This window comes from Streptococcaceae bacterium ESL0729 (assembly GCA_029391995.1).
Classification (GTDB): domain Bacteria; phylum Bacillota; class Bacilli; order Lactobacillales; family Streptococcaceae; genus Floricoccus.
On record CP113924.1, the window covers coordinates 261,238 to 278,370 of the forward strand.

Genomic DNA, 17,133 nt, shown 5'->3' on the forward strand with positions numbered 1-17,133 from the left:
TCCTAGATTTTTTGTTTGCCGTAAATTGAACGATTGAAGTTAAAGGTATAACTTGCAAGAACCACGATAATAAAGTAGGGAAGGTTTTGGAAACCAAAGACCTCGCCACCGATTAGGATGGGTGCCAAGAGGGTATTGGTAGCACTAGAGAAGACAGCTGAGTAACCTAGTGCTGCTAAGAGGCTTGCATCCATTCCAAAGAGAGTAGAAAGGCTGACTCCAAGGCTTGCTCCAATAGCAAAAAGTGGTGTTACCTCACCACCTTGAAAACCTACAGCTAAGGTAAGGGTGGTCAAGATAAATTTAAGAAGAAAGTCGAAGGAGTATATTTCCCCTCCACCAAGAGACTCATTAATTAGATTGGTTCCAAGGCCAGCGTAACGTCCGTCCCACAGGGTAAATAGCAGGATTGAAAGGATGAGACCACCTAGACCAATCTTAATTAGGGGGTTTGGGAAAATCTTTCCTAGCTTATCTTTTGAAAATTTAAGAACTTGTGAAAAACCAAATCCTGTTAACCCAAAGATTAATCCCACAAGTAGGATTTTTACAATCATATAAAGGTCCAAGTCTGGGAGGCTATTAAGTTTAAAGGTAAATTTTTCCAGTCCTAAAAAATTACTGGTATAGCTTGCTGCGTAAGAGGCAATCAGGGCAGGGAGGAGTAATTTATAGTAAATTTTCCCAGCAACTAAAACTTCAAGGGCAAAGATTGAAGCAGCCAGGGGTGTTTGATAGAGGCCTGAAAAACCTGCCGCCATTCCAATCATTATCAAAGACCTATTGGATACATCTATCTTCAAGGCTCGCCCCAAGTTGTAAGAGCCTGTGGCTCCAAGTTGTACGGCAACTCCCTCCCTACCGGCACTTCCACCAAATAAGTGGGTAAGCCAGGTTGATAATATGGCAAAGGGGATCAATCTTTTGGGAATAACTTCCTCTTTTTCTGACGAAACATCAAAAATAAGACTCATCCCAGCCAAGGTTTTGGGAGAATATTGTTGAAAAAGATAGGCAATTAAAATCCCTACCGGAGCCAAAAAGGGAATGAGATACATAAAATGCTCCTCCCTAAACTGGCTTATTTCAATTAAAACTCGGCCAAAAAAAGCATCAATAACTCCCACTAAGAGACCAACTACCAGGGCAAAAATTGTTAATTTAAAGATTTCCAGGTAGTATTTTTTCATTTGTTTAAGTGTTTATTCTGGAAATCTCTTGAATTTTTCATGATATCTTTGAAAGATTCAACAATTGTTGCTGAGTATTTTTCATCATCTACCCTAGATGCTACTTTTTCGAGGACTAAATTTTCCCTGCTAGAGTCTAAAACCTGCATGTTATGTTCAATTTTGTAGTTGACAACTTTTTCCACAAGTTTCATTCTCTCTTCTAGTAGTTGAACAATTTTAAGGTCAACTCCATCTATCTGCTTACGAATTTCATCTAAGTTCATGTAAAAACCTATCCTTTTTTGTTATAATATGACTTACGTATTATAGCAGATTTAAGAGGAGGATTAAAGAAAGTGAATAAAAAAATAAGTGATTACAAGCTGATGTTGGCCCAGTTTGAAGGCCTCCTTTCTATGGATAATTTGAATGTACTTTCTGTTCTTTCTAATGCTTCAGCCCTTTTGAAGGAAACTTTACAGGCAAGTGTTTTTGTAGGGTTTTACCTTTATGACGGCGAGAAGTTGATTTTAGGTCCCTTTCAAGGAGGGGTTTCCTGTACTAATATTGAGCTTGGACGCGGTGTCTGCGGTGAGAGTGCTGAAAAATTAAAGACCATTATTGTTGATGATGTTAGGAGTCATAAAAATTATATTGCCTGTGATTCAAAAGCCCAATCAGAGATTGTGGTTCCCATTATTAAAGATAGTCAGTTGCTGGGAGTTCTGGACCTAGATTCGCCTAAGACTTGCGATTATGACCAGGTTGATCAGGATTATTTGGAAGCTTTCGTAAAAATCTTAGTGGAGAAGGCTGACTGGAAGACGGCACAAATTGGGGTGGTAAAATAATGACCTATCAAGCCTTATATCGGAAGTATCGTTCTCAAAGATTTGACCAGATGGTTGGGCAAGAACTTGTAGCAACTACCTTGAAAAATGCAGTCATGAACAAGCAAATTAGCCATGCCTATCTTTTTTCGGGGCCACGTGGTACAGGGAAGACAAGTGCTGCAAAAATCTTTGCCAAGGCCATCAACTGCCCTCATCAGGTAGACGGTGAGCCATGTAATGAATGCTTTATTTGCCAGTCCATCTCAAAGGGGAATTTGGATGATGTGATTGAACTTGATGCCGCCAGCAATAATGGGGTTGATGAAATCAGGGAGATTCGCGATAAATCGACCTATGCCCCAAGCCTTGCTGCCTACAAAATCTATATCATCGACGAGGTTCATATGCTTTCAACAGGTGCCTTTAATGCCCTTTTGAAGACTTTGGAGGAACCTTCTGAAAATGTCGTTTTCATCCTGGCAACTACGGAGATTCAAAAAATACCAGCAACTATTTTATCAAGGGTGCAACGTTTTGAATTTAAGACCATAAGTAGTCAGGCCATTAAAAATCACCTGGAGCATATCCTTGATTTAGAAGGTGTATCCTTTGATGATTCGGCCATGGAGGTAATTTCAAGGGCAGCAAACGGTGGAATGAGAGATGCCCTCTCGATTCTTGACCAAGTTTTAAGCCTATCTGATGGTCTTGTAAGTCTTGAGGATTCCCTCTTAATTACTGGTAGCATAAGTAATGAAGCCATGAATTCATATCTTGAGGCCCTTTTAGCCTTTGATACCAACAAGGCACTATCAGAACTTGATACCTTATTTAACCAGGGTAAAAACATGCTTAGATTTACCGAGGATTTGCTTTTTGCCCTAAGAGACCTTCTTTTAAAGCCCGATCTTGATTTTGATAAAAATCTTATTTTTTCGTGGATTGATATCGCAAGTGATAGCATGAAGACCCTCAAAAGTTCCCTTCAGACCAAAATAATTGCTGATGTGATGACCATAAAGATTACTAGCAGCAAGGGTCTTGGGTCAGGAGATGATAATGCTGGGGAAGGTCATGTTAAGAAGCTTGAAGATGAGATTCTTGCCTTAAAACTTAGGTTAAAGGATATTGAGGGTAAACTTTCCCAGCAAGGAGCTCCTTCAAAACCAGCTCTTCTTTCACGGGAGCAGGATGAGGATACCACCTTTGCTGAGTATTATGATCGGGAGAAGGTCTTTAGTGTCTTAAAAGAAGCAACCATGGAAGATAGGCAGGCTACAATTAATGCCTGGGATGAATTGATTGCCCACTTTAATAAACCAAGTGAGCAGGCTCTTTTGAGTAATACTAAACCAGTTGCGGCTAGCAAAAATTATGTCTTAATTACCTTTCCTCATGAAAATTTAGCCAAAAAGATTATGGAAAATCAGCTTTTACAGGCTCAATTTGGTAACCACTTAAGTAATATTATAGGGGTTGCCCCTGAAATAATTGCCCTGTCAGAGGGGGACTGGCTTAATCTGAGAAGTGACTATGTGGCACAACTTAAGAAAAATCAGACGCAAGATGCCCAGGAACAGCAGCTACCAGATCAGATTCAGCCTGAGGTGGAGACTGAAGAGAATCCCAATAATCAGCTGATAGAAGCTGGTCTCAAGGACTTGAAAAACCTGCTGGGTGAAAAGGTTGTTGAAATTAAAGATTAAAATTAGTAAAAATAAAAAAACTAGGATTAATTATCCTAGCTTTTTTTATTTTCCATCTGGTGTTAAAACCATGGGGATTATAATTGGATTTCTTTCAGTTTCCCTATAAAGGAAGGGACGAAGGGCATCGGTCATAGCCTTTGAAACAGTTGACTCATTAGCATTTTCAGCATTAAGAGCCTTTCTGATGGCATTAAAGAGGACGCGTTGGCTGCTGCGGATTAAATCTCCTGAACCCCTCATGTAGATGAAACCGCGGCTTAATAGGTCAGGGCCTGCAAGGATTAATTTTGATTTAAAATCAACAGTAGCAACAGCTAAAACCACTCCGTTATCAGAAAGTTCGTGACGGTCACGTAAGACAGCATTACCAATGTCTCCGATACCAGATCCATCAACGTAAACATCTTGAGCGTTGAAGTGGCCAGCAAGTCTTGCTGAATCCTTAGTTAGAGCTAGGACGTCACCATTTTCCATAATAAAGGAATTTTCCTTTGGAACACCGGTGTCATGAGCCAGGCTAGCATGAATCTTAAGCATGCGGTATTCACCGTGGACAGGCATGAAGAATTTTGGTTTTAAGAGGCGAAGCATTAATTTTTGCTCCTGTTGGCCCCCGTGTCCTGATGTATGGATATTGTTCATCTTACCGTAGATAACCTTAGCTCCAGCTTCAGAAATTGAGTTAATCAGTTGGTTAACTCCGTGAGTGTTTCCTGGAATGGCATTACTTGAGAAGACCACAGTATCTCCTGGCTGTAAGGTAACCTGGCGGTGCATACCATTTGCAATTCGGCTAAGGGCAGCCATAGGCTCACCCTGAGAACCTGTACACATAACAAGGATTTCATGTCCTGGATATTGGTTTAACTCATGTGGTTCAATGAAGGTTCCTTTTGGTGCCTTAATGTAGCCAAGTTCAAGACCATTAACGATGGCTTTTTCCATACTACGTCCAAAAACGACTACCTTACGTCCAGTTTTCACAGCAGCTTCAACAGCTTGTTGGAGACGGAAGATATTTGAGGCAAAACTTGCAAAGATAATTCGTCCTTCAATTTTTTCAAAAATCTTTAAGATTGACTGTCCGACAACCTTTTCACTATGGGAGAAGGTTGGGATTTCTGCATTGGTTGAATCTGATAGAAGGAGAAGAACTCCCTCGTCACCAAGTTGAGCCATTCGATGTAAATCCGCAGGTTTTCCAACTGGTGTAAAGTCAAATTTGAAGTCACCAGTTGCAACAATTTTACCTGGAGGTGTTTGAACAACGACCCCAAGAGGTTCTGGAATTGAGTGGGTTGTGTTAAAGAAGCTAACGCTTGTTTTCCTGAATTTGATGACACTATCTTCATTGATTTCATAAAGGGTAGCGTCACGAAGAAGACCGTGTTCTTCCAGTTTTCCGCGAATAAGGGCAAGTGCTAAAGGACCTGCATAAATTGGAATATTAGCTTGTTTTAAAAGGAAGGGAATTCCACCGATGTGGTCTTCGTGACCGTGGGTGATGAAAAGTCCCTTGATGCGATCAACATTATCAACGATAAAGCTGTAGTCAGGTATAACGTAGTCGACTCCTAGAAGGTCATCTTCTGGGAATTTAATACCTGCATCAATTAAAATAATTTCGTCTTGGTACTGGATTCCATAGGTATTCTTACCTATTTCATCAAGTCCGCCGATGGCAAAAACCCCGACTTCATTATTTTTTATATTTAATTTTGTAGACATTATTTCTCCTGTTTTTTATACGCAAAAAGCATCCTAAACAAGGATCTTTTTGACTTTCTTAAAATTGTGTAAGCTCGAAGTTTTCAGCTTCTCTTTCGTATTCTTCAGCATCCTTACTTAAGGCATCGATGAATTCAACATTGTAGGCTGTATTTTTAGCAAGTAGTTCACGAGTCTTAACGATACCAGTTTGGGCAGTTACGTCGTCAAGTTCTACGAATAGTGTCTTTGTAGTTTCACGTTTTGGTGAACGAGTTTTGGTTTCTTGGTAAAATACTTTAAATAACATGTTATAAATCTCCTGAAAATCATATTTATATCCGCAGATATATTATTTTGCCTGTGCACCCAAAGGTCGCCTGATTGCAATTATCTTTATAATATCATAAAATAGATGGGGTTGCAAAAGGATAACCTGAGCAGAATAAAAATAAAAATGAAAATTAGTAAGAGGTAGGAATGAAAATCTTAGCTTTTGATACATCCTCTAAGGCCTTATCCGTGGCCCTTGTTGAGGACGATAAATTACTAGGTCAGCTGAGCCTAAATATTAAAAAAAATCATAGCATAACCCTTATGCCAGCCATCGATTTTTTGCTAAGTCAGCTAGATATGAAGGCAAGTGACCTTGACCGAATAGCTGTGGCAGAAGGTCCAGGGTCTTACACAGGTCTTAGGATAGCAGTAACGACTGCAAAAACTTTAGCCTACGCCCTTAAGTGCGAACTTGTCGGTATTTCAAGCCTTGAAGCCATTGCAGCTAGATTATCTTTTGAAAAAGGACTGATTGTTCCTTTAATTGATGCCAGAAGAAAAAATGTCTATGCTGGTGCCTACTTAAAGGGAGAAAGTTTTATAAAAGATCAACATATTTCCCTTGGAAGCCTGCTTGAGCTACTTAAAGATTCAGGTCAAAAGCAGATAACCTTTATGGGTGAGGTCGATAATTTTGTAGAAGATATTGAGGCAGAATTACCTCAGGCTAGAATTATAAGCGATTCAGAATTAAATCTTCCATCAGCATATGAAGTAGCCCTTTTAGGAGCTAAAAAAGAAGCGGTTGAAGTCCATAATTTTCTACCCAATTACTTGAAACTCGTTGAGGCAGAGGAGAAGTGGCTTGAAAACCATGATGAAAAAGATTCAGGATATATTAGTAAGCTTTAAGCTTAAGGAAAAAAGGTTAGACTATTTTCAGCTAAAGGAATCAAGAGAGGGTATAAGCTTTAGGCCTGCAAATGAAAGTGATATCTACCAACTTTTAGCCATTGAAAGAAGTATTTACGGGGAAAATTTGCCCTGGATTTACCCTCATTTTGAGTTTGAGCTGGTCGCAAACCCTCAAGCTTTTTTCATCCTGGCTGAAATTAGTTATCAACCGGTGGCTTTTTTAGGCTTTAGGCTTGAAACTAGGGAATCAAGCGTCTATATTACCAACCTGGTCGTAAAAAAGGAGTTTCAGAGGCAGGGCCTTGCTTCAAAACTCTTGGATGAGCTTAGTCAGCAAGTCGAGGCTATGAATATTTGTAAATTTAGGCTGGAAGTGAGAGCTGATAATAAAGAGGCTCAAGCTTTTTATAAGGCCCGTGGCTTTTTGGTCAAAGAAAAAATACTAGCTTATTATGAAGATTCGACGGATGCCCTTTTAATGGAGATGGAAGTGAGAAGTAGGTATAATGGATAAGAGACAGGTAAAGATAGTAAGCCACAAGGAAGAAACTTGTAAAAATGTGCCAGTAAATATTCATGATATTTTATGTCAAATTTATAAGATATCTCCGTGGAATTTGAAGCAGATAGAGTCTGATCTTGGGCAGGATGAGTCAGTTTATCTTCTTGCTTACCAAGAAGATAGGCTTATAGGCTTTCTAGCGGCTACTGAGCTTATGGGAGAGATTGAGATTACCAATATCGCCATCCATCCGGACTTTCAAGGGCAGGGCCTTTCTTCAAAACTTTTAGAAAAACTTTTGGACTTTGAGGCCAGCTTTTTTTTGGAAGTCAGAAAATCTAATTATGTCGCCCAGAATCTTTATAAAAAATTTAACTTTGAGCCCTTTCATGAGCGAAAAAACTACTATAAAAATCCGACAGAAGATGCAATTTTAATGCGTTTAGAGAGGTCATAAATGAAAGATACATATATTTTAGCCATTGAGACTAGTTGTGATGAAACTAGCGTGGCTGTCTTAAAAAATGATGATGAACTTTTAAGTAATATCATCGCCAGTCAAATTAAGAGCCACAAGCGTTTTGGCGGGGTGGTACCTGAGGTCGCAAGCCGCCACCATGTGGAACAAATTACCCTTGTTATTGATGAGGCCCTAACTGAGGCTAAAATTACGCCTGATCAACTAGATGCTGTAGCTGTAACTTATGGCCCTGGTCTTGTGGGTGCCCTTTTAGTCGGGGTAGCAGCAGCCAAGGCCTTTGCTTGGGTTCACAATCTTCCTGTAATTCCAACAAATCATATGGCGGGTCACTTGTGGGCCGCAAGACTTGAGGCAAAGCTTGAATTTCCTCTGATGGCCCTTCTGGTATCAGGAGGTCATACAGAGATTGTCTACGTCAAGGAGCCAGGAGACTATAAGATTATTGGTGAAACCCGGGACGATGCAGTCGGTGAGGCCTATGATAAGGTCGGTCGCGTTATGGGCCTAACCTACCCAAGTGGGCGTGAGATTGATGAGCTTGCCCATCAAGGGTCTGATATTTATAATTTTCCTCGTGCCATGATTAAAGAAGACAATCTGGAATTTAGCTTTAGCGGACTAAAGTCGGCCTTTATTAATCTTCATCACAATGCCGAACAAAAGGGTGAAAGTTTGGACATTAAGGATTTATCAGCAAGCTTTCAAGCAGCTGTTCTTGACATCCTTATGAATAAGACGCAAAAGGCCCTAAAAAAATATCCTGTTAAGCAGCTGATTGTAGCAGGTGGCGTTGCGGCCAATCAAGGATTGCGTGAATGTTTGGCTGAGGAGATTCATGATGTTGAGGTCATTATTCCTCCCTTACGTTTATGTGGGGACAATGCTGGAATGATTGCGGCAGCGTCTGCCTGTGAGCTTAAGGGTGAAAATTTTGCAGACTTAGATCTTAATGCCCTACCAAGCTTAAGCTTTGAAACAATGGGTTAGCTTATGTATAGGTGAATAAAATTTGAATAGTTAAATAAAAAAGCAAGAAAATGTACTTTTCTGCTTTTTTACTTAAATTTAAGGATTAGATAAAAAATCACATTGATTGTGAATATAAAAAAGAGTAAAATTAACGTATTACAATATTATGTGCGGCTCATAATTGCCCAACTTTCTATGGAGGACTTAGTTTCAATGAATGAACTAACTACAACTGATGATTTAGATGTTACAAAGCTACCTAAAAATAAATTATTTTCCTTTTTTTCTTTAGTTATTTCACAAGAACAGCCTGTGCTTGAAGCTGAAGATTGTTATCTCAATAATAAGGATGTAATCTCACTTCTTTTTTCAGAAAAGCAATTTTCAGAAGATTATTTTTATTCGGGTGTTGAAAAAATTCCTAATCTTATAGGAAAAACTTCACAGGAATTAGAAAGTATTATTAGTAACCGGATTATAGAATCAAATAAATTAATAAAAAAGATATATGATGATACGGGCATAGTTGAAAAAGATCTTGATGAAAAAATTAAGTTACTTGAAAATGAATCAAAAGCAAATCAAGAACTTTTTAACAAAAATCTAAAAATACAAGAGACTGAATACAAGGCTCAGAGAAAAAAACTAAATTTGCAAACTCTTGCAGTTAATTTAGGCTATAAGAATGCCTTAGAACTTGAAGGAAATCTTATTAGACAAGGTAAACCTAAGCCTAAGCCTAAACCTAAACCTAATCCAATAATTGAAATGATGGGCTCAAATCATGATTTTTCATGGACTTTAGTTGCTATATACATATCAATATTCACAGTATATCCCGTCAAGCTTATAATCTCCATTGTAAGATTTATTATAAGCCTTTGCTCGGGTCAGTCAATATTATTCCTTAGAAACTGTAAAAAAATTATGGAGATGATACCTGAGGATATAAGTGAGGTATCTTATGACATAAAAGATGGAAAACCAAGCTACACAATAGAAGTGGAGGATATTGGAACAACCTTCGACTACCCTAACTCTTTAAGCTATTCCGTGGCAGTAAATCCGGATCAAAAAGAAATGGATGAGAACTGCATAATCCGATATAAAAATATGAAAAAAGGCTATATTAAAGGTCAAGATAAAATACAATCATTAATTTCGGATGATGTACAAAAGTTAAATAACTGTGGTATGGAAGCCTTAGAATCTATTCTTCTTTTACAAGAAGAAAATTATAAATTAACAATCCTTGATAGGTCTAAAACTAGACTGTCTAAGTCTCTGCCAAGTCAGTTTGCTAAAAGTGGTCAAAATTGTATAGATGATTGTCTTGTATATATTTCATTATTGGAAACAGGAAGGGCTGATACTTGGAAGGATGCTGCAAATTTAGCTATAGATGATAAATTTAAATTAGCTACTTTAAATGAAATGAGAGAAAATAAAAATCAACTCATCAGGAGTATGGTTGAAACTGCCAGTGAGCTTCAAAGTTCAATTAGTAGGGACATTAATGAAGTTAATGAAAATATTAATGAAGTTAATGAAAATATTTTATATAGTAATGAACGTGTTAAGGACGAAATTAATTCGTTACAGAGGAAAGTAGATTCGGCACGTAACAAACTGAATTCTATATCATACAGGAGTTCAGCTTTGATTAGGAAACTTACAAGGTGAAGCTAAATCTTCTTTTTCCTTAAAAAATAAGAGGTGACTTGCTTGTCAAAGTCCATTCCTAGAGCGATTGTTTTAAGTAATTTATTAATTTTCTTCATGTTCATACCTCATTTTGATGTGGGGACTTCCTTCGTGAATGAAAGGTTCTCCTGCTATCTTGAAACCATATTTTTCATAAAATCCTATTACCTGCTCTTGAGATTCGATGACTATTGGTCGATTGGGCCACCTGTCTTGGGCAAAATCTAAGGTTTTCCTTAATAGTTTTTTACCCCAACCCTTAGCTTGAATAGATTTATGAGTGACGACACGTCCCATAATGATGTCACTTTCCTCTTCAAAAATTCGAGCATAGGCCAAAATTTCCTTGCTGTTAGAATCTTGGTAGAAGATATGGTAGGCTACAAGGTCTTTTTCATCTAATTCATGATAAACTCTTTTTTGATCTACGATAAAGGTATCGATTCTAAGCTTTAGGACATGATAAAAATCTAGTCCGTCAAGTTCATTAATTTTTTTAATTTTCCACATGGTTTTCTCCTTTTCCAATTGGTTTAGGTTATGTATAATGTGTGTTAGTTTTGTTTTAAATTTTTATCTAAAGGAGGAGCAGCCCCTTGAATAACATTGCTATATTCAGAATGATGGGTTCAATTTCGCGTAGGGCCATGACCAAGATGAACCACGATGCCAGTAAGTATGGTTTGAATAACAACCTCTTTTTATACCTCTTAAGGATTGTTGAAAATGAAGGTATTACCCAAACGGACTTAGTTTCTCTTGTGCAGGTTGATAAAACCACCCTAAGTCGGGCTCTTTCAAAGCTTGAAAAGCTTGGTTTTATCAGAAGCTCACTAGAAGATGGGAAAAAATATAAGAAGCTTTATCCCAGTCAGGAGGGCTTAAAATTATATCCAGAATTAGCACAGCTCGAAAAAAGCTATGTGGATGAGAGACTTAAAGGATTTTCTGAGGAAGACTTGTCTGATCTACTTAAGTTGCTTGAAAGGATTAATTTGAACTAGCATGGACATATAATAATCTATTTTAGTTGCATATGCAACTAAAATGACTGAAAGTATTCACCGAAAAGAAAAAACAGGAAATTATCTTCCTGTTTTTTCTTTTAAATTTAGTTGGTTCCAGCCACCCAACCAGTTACAAGGGCACTGGTAATATTGTAGCCACCGGTATGGGCATTGATGTCTAGAACTTCACCAACAAAGTAAAGGCCTGGAACCAAGCGTGATTCCATGGTTTTGGGGTTGATATTTTTAAGATCAACTCCACCTTGGGTCACAAATGATTTTTCCAAGGAGAAGGTCTTTTCAATTGGAAGCTTCCACTTCTTACTTATTTCAACCAAGCCTTCCAAATCTTTTTTATTGACCTGCTTGAGGGGCGTTTGGGGGTCAAGGTTTACTCTTTCCAAAAGATAAATTAAAAGTCTTTCCTGGAAGTCAGCTTTCAGGGCATTTTTCAAGGATTTATTCCGGTCTAAGGATTCAAAATGACCTAGAAGCTCTGATTTGGTCATCTCTGGAAAAAGATCAAGATTTATCATGGTTGCTTGTTGAATGAAGGTAGAAGCACGAAGGGCCGCAGGTCCTGACAGTCCAAAATGGGTAAAAAGTAAGTCATGCTTAATTTTCTTTTTATTTACCGTAAGTTCAACATCGTTCAGGCTGATTCCTTGTAGGTCCTTGATAGGTTTTTCCATAATCAGAGGACTTTCTGACGGGTGAAAATCAGTCAGGGGAATGTTAAAGCGTCTAGCAATTTCGTGGCCAAAGCCCGTTGAGCCTGTCGAAGGATAAGTTTTTCCACCTGTAGCTACAATCACACGAGATGCTTGGAAAATTTCATCCTTTGTTTTCACGGTGAAAAGATCATCGGTTTTCTTAAGGGAGGTCACCTCAGTCTTGGTCAAACTTGTCACCCCGTATTCGCTCATTTTTTTGAGGAGGGTTTCAATAATGGTTGCGGACTTATCACTTGCAGGAAAAACGCGACCGTGGTCTTCGATTTTAAGTTTTACGCCAGCATCCTTGAAGAAGGTGATAATGTCTTGGTTGTCAAACTGCGAAAAGGCTGAATGAAGGAAGCGACCATTTCCTGGAATATTTTCGATTATTTCATCGAGGCTTCCATTGTTGGTAACATTACAGCGTCCTCCGCCAGTCATAGAGAGTTTTTTCCCCAGCCTTCTATTTTTTTCAAGGAGGAGGGTTTTATGGCCATAATAGGCTGAAGCAATGGCCGCCATCATACCAGATGGGCCACCACCAATTACAATTGTGTCATATTTTTTCATAAGTCAATTGTAGCATAAGTTCATTTTATGGGAGCAAAAAAGAACCATTATTTATGAAAGCGTTTAAAAAACCGATGGTAATCTATTGAAATATAAGTAGAAAAAAGATAGAATGTTATGGAAACAGTTTCACTATTAAATAGATGAGATAATTAAAAAATCGGAGGAATTTATGGGACATATTAAATTTGACTACAGTAATCTAGCACCTTTTGTTGCAGAACATGAGCTTGCTTACATGCAAGATCAGGTTACAGCGGCTGATAAGATGCTGCGTGAGGGAACAGGTCCAGGGTCTGATTTCATCGGCTGGCTTGATCTACCTGTAGACTATGATAAGGAAGAGTTTGCTCGTATCAAAGAGACTGCTAAAAAAATTCAATCAGGTTCAGATGTCCTAATTGTTATTGGTATTGGGGGATCATACCTTGGTGCCCGTGCTGCCATTGACTTTTTAAATAATTCATTTGTAAACCTTCAGTCTAAAGAAGACCGCAAGGCACCGCAAATCCTTTATGCTGGAAACTCAATTTCTTCAAGCTATTTAGCTGAGCTTGTTGCTTATGTGTCAGACAAGGATTTCTCAGTCAATGTAATTTCTAAATCAGGAACTACTACTGAGCCTGCCATTGCCTTTCGTGTCTTTGAAGAGCTTTTGGTTAAAAAATATGGCCGCGAAGAAGCCAACAAACGCATTTACGCTACAACTGACCGTGAGCGTGGGGCTGTAAAGGTAAATGCTGATGCCAATAACTGGGAAACTTTTGTGGTTCCTGATGATGTGGGTGGACGTTTCACCGTTCTTACAGCAGTAGGACTTCTTCCAATTGCAGCAAGTGGTGCTGATATTGATAAACTTATGGAAGGTGCAGCAGCAGCTCGTACTGAATATTCATCTGATGACCTTACTAAAAATGAGGCCTACCAATATGCAGCATTACGTAACATTCTTTACCGTAAGGGTAAGGTGACTGAAATCTTAGCCAACTACGAGCCAAGCCTTCAATACTTCTCTGAATGGTGGAAACAGCTGGCTGGTGAGTCTGAAGGTAAAGACCAAAAGGGTATCTACCCAACTTCAGCTAACTTCTCAACAGACCTTCACTCTCTTGGACAATACATCCAAGAAGGTATGCGTATCATGTTTGAGACAGTGGTTCGTATCGACAAGGCTCGCCTTAACATTGATATTCCAGCACTTGATGAGGATCTTGACGGACTTGGTTACCTTGAAGGACGTGATGTTGACTTTGTTAACAAAAAGGCAGCTGACGGAGTTCTTCTTGCCCACACTGATGGGGGAGTACCTAACATGATTGTAACCATTCCAGAACAAGATGAGTTCTCACTAGGTTATGCCATCTACTTCTTTGAGATTGCAATCGGTCTATCAGGTTACCTAAACGGGGTTAACCCATTTGACCAACCAGGAGTTGAGGCCTACAAGAAAAATATGTTCGCCCTTCTTGGAAAACCAGGATTTGAAGAACTTGGAGCTGAATTAAACAGCCGTCTTAAATAATAATAGAAAAAAGACAGGGAGACCTGTCTTTTTTTGATACCAAAAACTCCATTTACTTTTATCTACTTTAAGAAAACTTAAAGATTTAATTAAGGAACCTTAAAGTTTGATGTAAGCTTTGAGCAAGCTTTGTCCTATAAAATAAAAGCAAATCAAGGAGGAAAATATTATGAAATTAAAAAATGTTTTTCAAAGGAGAGAAGTGAAATATACCATGACCTTTGAACAATATAAAAAGTTAAGGGAGGCAGTCGAGGGTTTACTGACAGAGGACCAATACGGGCTTCATACAATTTACTCCCTTTACTATGATACTGATGACTATGCAATGATAAAAAAATCAATTGAAAGACCAGAATATAAGGAAAAATTTAGGGTTAGAAGCTACGGTAAACCTAAAATAGACGGAGACGTCTACCTCGAAATAAAAAAGAAGGTTTTGGGGGTGGTTTATAAAAGAAGGGTGGCCAGTAATTACGGCGGCCTATCTCTAGACCATATTGCCTCAAACCTCGAAAGAAATTGTAGCGATTCAGATAAGTCAAATAATCAAATAGCTAATGAAATAACCTACCTTTTCAGTAACCTTATCTTAAAGCCAAAGGTCCTAATAGCCTATGACAGGAGGGCTTTATTTTCACCAGAGGATGAAGATTTCAGGGTAACCTTTGATTTTAATATCAGATATGATTTGGACTCATTAGACTTTAAGGATGAGGATATGACTCCTCTAAGTCCAGAGGTTGACGTACTGATGGAGGTTAAAAGCCTTGGTAGCTATCCAATGTGGTTTAGTAGGGCCCTAAGTGAACTTGGGATCTTTAAGGCCAGCTATTCAAAATATGCAAATGTATATAAAAAAATTATTTATCCCTTAGAAAAAAATAGAAAATTTGATGAAAAATTAGAAGAGATAGGAGAAAAAGCTTATGCTTAGCACACTAACTGGAGTAGGGGTTGCCCTAGTCCTAGGACTACTTATTGCCCTGGTACATACCTATAGGAATGTATACAGTAAAAATTTTGTTATTACACTGGTAACTCTTCCGGTTCTAGTTCAACTAGTTATCATGCTTGTTAATGGGAACTTAGGAACTGGGGTTGCTGTTATGGGAGCCTTCTCACTCGTCCGCTTTAGATCAATTGCTGGTGGGGCGCGTGAAATTACAAGTATCTTTTGGTCAATGGCTATCGGTCTAGCAGTAGGTACAGGAGCCTACCTTGAAGCAGCTGTATTTTCACTAGTAACAGCAATTATAATTATTTCCCTAAATACAATTAAATTTGGGGAAAATAACAAAACAGTTGAACGGACCCTTAAAATTACTATAGCTGAAGATTTAGATTTTCCAGGTCTCTTTGATGACATTTTAGACAAATATGCCTATCAAGTTGAAATGGATTCAGTAAAAACAACAAATATGGGAAGTCTATATGAGCTTAGATATAATGTTAAGCTAAAAGATTCTCAAGACGAAAAGAAATTAATTGACGATATTAGAGTACGTAATGGAAACCTACCAGTAAGTCTTGGTAGATTAGCACAAAATAGCGAGGTATTATAAATGAAGACAAAAACAAATGCAGGTAAGATCAGAAACTTTATTCTATTAGCAAGTACATCCCTTCTTCTTGCAGCATGTTCAAGCAAGGCTGCTACAAGTTCACAGACAACGACAACAAGCAGCACATCAACTGTCCAAACTGTTGCAACATCAACTACAGTTGACGAGACTAATGCAACAACCATTGACCTATCAAAGGAAAGTGGTTCAACCGTTGAAATTACAAAGGCCGGTACCTATATTTTAACTGGGGAATACAAGGGACAGATTCATATAAATGCCAAGGATGAAGAAGTGGTAATTATCCTTAAGAATGCAAAAATTACCTCTGATTCAGGCCCAGCCATCTACTCTGAAGCAGCTAAAAACACAGTAGTGAGCCTTCAGGGGGAAAATAGTCTGACTGACTCAAGTAATTATCCAACTGGTGACAGTGCCCCTAATGCCACCCTTTATGCGAAAAATGATTTGGTACTTACAGGAGACGGAAGCCTAAGTGTTAAGTCTAATTACAAGGCAGCTGTTCGTAGTAAGGATATCTTGACCATTGAAAGTGGTACCTACTCAATTGAAAGTACAACAGACGCCCTAAAAGCAACAGACCAAATCCTTGTTCTAGGTGGTAAGATTGACATTAAGTCAGGAAGTGATGGACTTCAAGCAACAAGTACTAAAGACGGTAAGGGAATCATCACAGTCAAAGGCGGAGAACTTAATATCTCAGCAGAGAAAAAAGGTCTTAAGGCTGGTAAGGTTCTAAATATTGAAGGTGGAATAATTAATGTAGTTAAATCTTATGAAGGCTTTGAAGCTGAGGTGATTAACATTAAAGGTGGTAAGAACTCAATTGTAGCCTCTGATGACGGAATTAATGCAGCAAGCTCAAGCACCACTTCATCAAAAGATACCAGCTCAAACTCATCAAGCAAGGCCCCTCAAATGGGTCAAGGCGGCCCAAGCCAAGGTGGCGGACAAATGGGCGGTGGTATGCCTGGCGGCCAAGAAGAAGCTGATGAAAACCTTATTGTAAATATTACAGGCGGGGAGACAGTAATTAAGGCAAGTGGTGATGGAATTGACAGTAATGGGAATATCAACATGTCTGACGGTCTAGTTTACGTTGAACAAAATGGTGATGGCAATGGTCCCCTTGATTTTGACGGTAAATTTGTTCAAAACGGAGGAACTTTAGTAGCTATGGGTTCAGCAAGCATGGCCCAAACAACCCAGGGAGATCAGGTCGGATTAGCCCTTTACAAGGAAGCATCTGGTCAAATCACTATTGAGGATGGTAAGGAAACATTAACTTATACACCAAGTAATTCTTATGCCTTCCTCTTTGTTTCAACGCCTAATATGTCTAAGGGTGGAACAGTCAAGGTCAACGGCGAAAGCTACAACCTAACTGATACCATTACGACAAGTGGTCAAGCAAGCAATCAAATGCGAGGTGGTGGAAGACCCTTCTAATAAACTGTCAAGTTA

Annotated in this window: 18 protein-coding genes; 12 read left to right on the forward strand and 6 right to left on the reverse strand. The window is 38.6% G+C overall.

Annotation, left to right across the window (positions count from 1 at the left end; translation table 11 throughout):
* Positions 1-2: 2 nt before the first annotated feature.
* On the reverse strand, positions 3-1,190 hold the full coding sequence (locus OZX68_01375; GenBank protein WEV60926.1) for a chloride channel protein: 1,188 nt from the start codon (positions 1,188-1,190) through the stop codon (positions 3-5).
* Positions 1,187-1,456 carry a chorismate mutase gene (locus tag OZX68_01380; GenBank protein ID WEV60927.1) on the reverse strand — a complete coding sequence of 90 codons (270 nt, stop codon included), beginning with the start codon at positions 1,454-1,456 and terminating at the stop codon, positions 1,187-1,189. The genes OZX68_01375 and OZX68_01380 overlap by 4 nt, the downstream gene beginning before the upstream one ends.
* Positions 1,457-1,558: 102 nt before the next feature.
* Here OZX68_01380 and OZX68_01385 point away from each other — a divergent pair, with 102 nt between their 5' ends.
* Together OZX68_01385 and dnaX are read left to right on the forward strand one after the other, a co-directional pair.
* Positions 1,559-2,023 (forward strand): GAF domain-containing protein, encoded by a 465-nt coding sequence (locus OZX68_01385; GenBank protein WEV61348.1) that lies wholly within the window; start codon positions 1,559-1,561, stop codon positions 2,021-2,023.
* Complete coding sequence (gene dnaX, locus OZX68_01390) at positions 2,023-3,711, forward strand: DNA polymerase III subunit gamma/tau (protein ID WEV60928.1); 1,689 nt, start codon at positions 2,023-2,025, stop codon at positions 3,709-3,711. Before OZX68_01385 ends, dnaX begins: the two co-directional genes overlap by 1 nt.
* Before the next feature lie 45 nt (positions 3,712-3,756).
* Here dnaX and OZX68_01395 read toward each other — a convergent pair whose 3' ends face one another.
* Positions 3,757-5,442, reverse strand: coding sequence for a ribonuclease J (locus OZX68_01395; protein ID WEV60929.1), 1,686 nt, complete (start codon positions 5,440-5,442; stop codon positions 3,757-3,759).
* Positions 5,443-5,500: 58 nt separating this feature from the next.
* Positions 5,501-5,731: an RNA polymerase epsilon subunit gene (locus OZX68_01400; protein ID WEV60930.1), complete on the reverse strand. Its 231-nt coding sequence runs from the start codon at positions 5,729-5,731 to the stop codon at positions 5,501-5,503.
* 170 nt (positions 5,732-5,901) lie between these two features.
* Between OZX68_01400 and tsaB the strand changes: the two genes are divergently transcribed.
* The 5 genes from tsaB to OZX68_01425 all read left to right on the forward strand — a co-directional run bounded on the left by tsaB (position 5,902) and on the right by OZX68_01425 (position 10,247).
* On the forward strand, positions 5,902-6,609 hold the full coding sequence (gene tsaB / locus OZX68_01405; protein ID WEV60931.1) for a tRNA (adenosine(37)-N6)-threonylcarbamoyltransferase complex dimerization subunit type 1 TsaB: 708 nt from the start codon (positions 5,902-5,904) through the stop codon (positions 6,607-6,609).
* The gene (gene rimI, locus OZX68_01410; protein WEV61349.1) at positions 6,572-7,126 is read left to right on the forward strand and encodes a ribosomal protein S18-alanine N-acetyltransferase; all 555 of its coding nucleotides are present in this window, start codon (positions 6,572-6,574) and stop codon (positions 7,124-7,126) included. Before tsaB ends, rimI (OZX68_01410) begins: the two co-directional genes overlap by 38 nt.
* The gene (rimI, locus tag OZX68_01415) at positions 7,119-7,571 is read left to right on the forward strand and encodes a ribosomal protein S18-alanine N-acetyltransferase (GenBank protein WEV60932.1); all 453 of its coding nucleotides are present in this window, start codon (positions 7,119-7,121) and stop codon (positions 7,569-7,571) included. The genes rimI (OZX68_01410) and rimI (OZX68_01415) overlap by 8 nt, the downstream gene beginning before the upstream one ends.
* Complete coding sequence (gene tsaD / locus OZX68_01420; protein ID WEV60933.1) at positions 7,572-8,582, forward strand: tRNA (adenosine(37)-N6)-threonylcarbamoyltransferase complex transferase subunit TsaD; 1,011 nt, start codon at positions 7,572-7,574, stop codon at positions 8,580-8,582.
* Between the two features lie 195 nt (positions 8,583-8,777).
* Positions 8,778-10,247, forward strand: coding sequence for a hypothetical protein (locus OZX68_01425; GenBank protein WEV60934.1), 1,470 nt, complete (start codon positions 8,778-8,780; stop codon positions 10,245-10,247).
* A gap of 84 nt (positions 10,248-10,331) precedes the next feature.
* Here OZX68_01425 and OZX68_01430 read toward each other — a convergent pair whose 3' ends face one another.
* Complete coding sequence (locus OZX68_01430; protein WEV60935.1) at positions 10,332-10,778, reverse strand: GNAT family N-acetyltransferase; 447 nt, start codon at positions 10,776-10,778, stop codon at positions 10,332-10,334.
* Between the two features lie 86 nt (positions 10,779-10,864).
* Between OZX68_01430 and OZX68_01435 the strand changes: the two genes are divergently transcribed.
* The gene (locus OZX68_01435) at positions 10,865-11,272 is read left to right on the forward strand and encodes a MarR family transcriptional regulator (protein WEV60936.1); all 408 of its coding nucleotides are present in this window, start codon (positions 10,865-10,867) and stop codon (positions 11,270-11,272) included.
* A 107-nt stretch (positions 11,273-11,379) separates the two neighbouring features.
* Here the strand turns inward: OZX68_01435 and OZX68_01440 are convergent, their stop codons facing one another.
* Positions 11,380-12,561 (reverse strand): NAD(P)/FAD-dependent oxidoreductase, encoded by a 1,182-nt coding sequence (locus OZX68_01440; protein WEV60937.1) that lies wholly within the window; start codon positions 12,559-12,561, stop codon positions 11,380-11,382.
* A 172-nt stretch (positions 12,562-12,733) separates the two neighbouring features.
* Here OZX68_01440 and OZX68_01445 point away from each other — a divergent pair, with 172 nt between their 5' ends.
* From OZX68_01445 to OZX68_01460, 4 genes are all read left to right on the forward strand, one after another.
* Positions 12,734-14,083, forward strand: coding sequence for a glucose-6-phosphate isomerase (locus tag OZX68_01445; protein ID WEV60938.1), 1,350 nt, complete (start codon positions 12,734-12,736; stop codon positions 14,081-14,083).
* A gap of 169 nt (positions 14,084-14,252) precedes the next feature.
* Positions 14,253-15,020, forward strand: coding sequence for a polyphosphate polymerase domain-containing protein (locus OZX68_01450; protein WEV60939.1), 768 nt, complete (start codon positions 14,253-14,255; stop codon positions 15,018-15,020).
* A complete protein-coding gene (locus OZX68_01455; GenBank protein WEV60940.1) occupies positions 15,013-15,648 on the forward strand; it encodes a DUF4956 domain-containing protein in 636 nt (211 codons plus the stop codon). The genes OZX68_01450 and OZX68_01455 overlap by 8 nt, the downstream gene beginning before the upstream one ends.
* A complete protein-coding gene (locus tag OZX68_01460; protein WEV60941.1) occupies positions 15,649-17,118 on the forward strand; it encodes a carbohydrate-binding domain-containing protein in 1,470 nt (489 codons plus the stop codon). It abuts the gene before it with no gap.
* Positions 17,119-17,133 lie beyond the last annotated feature (15 nt).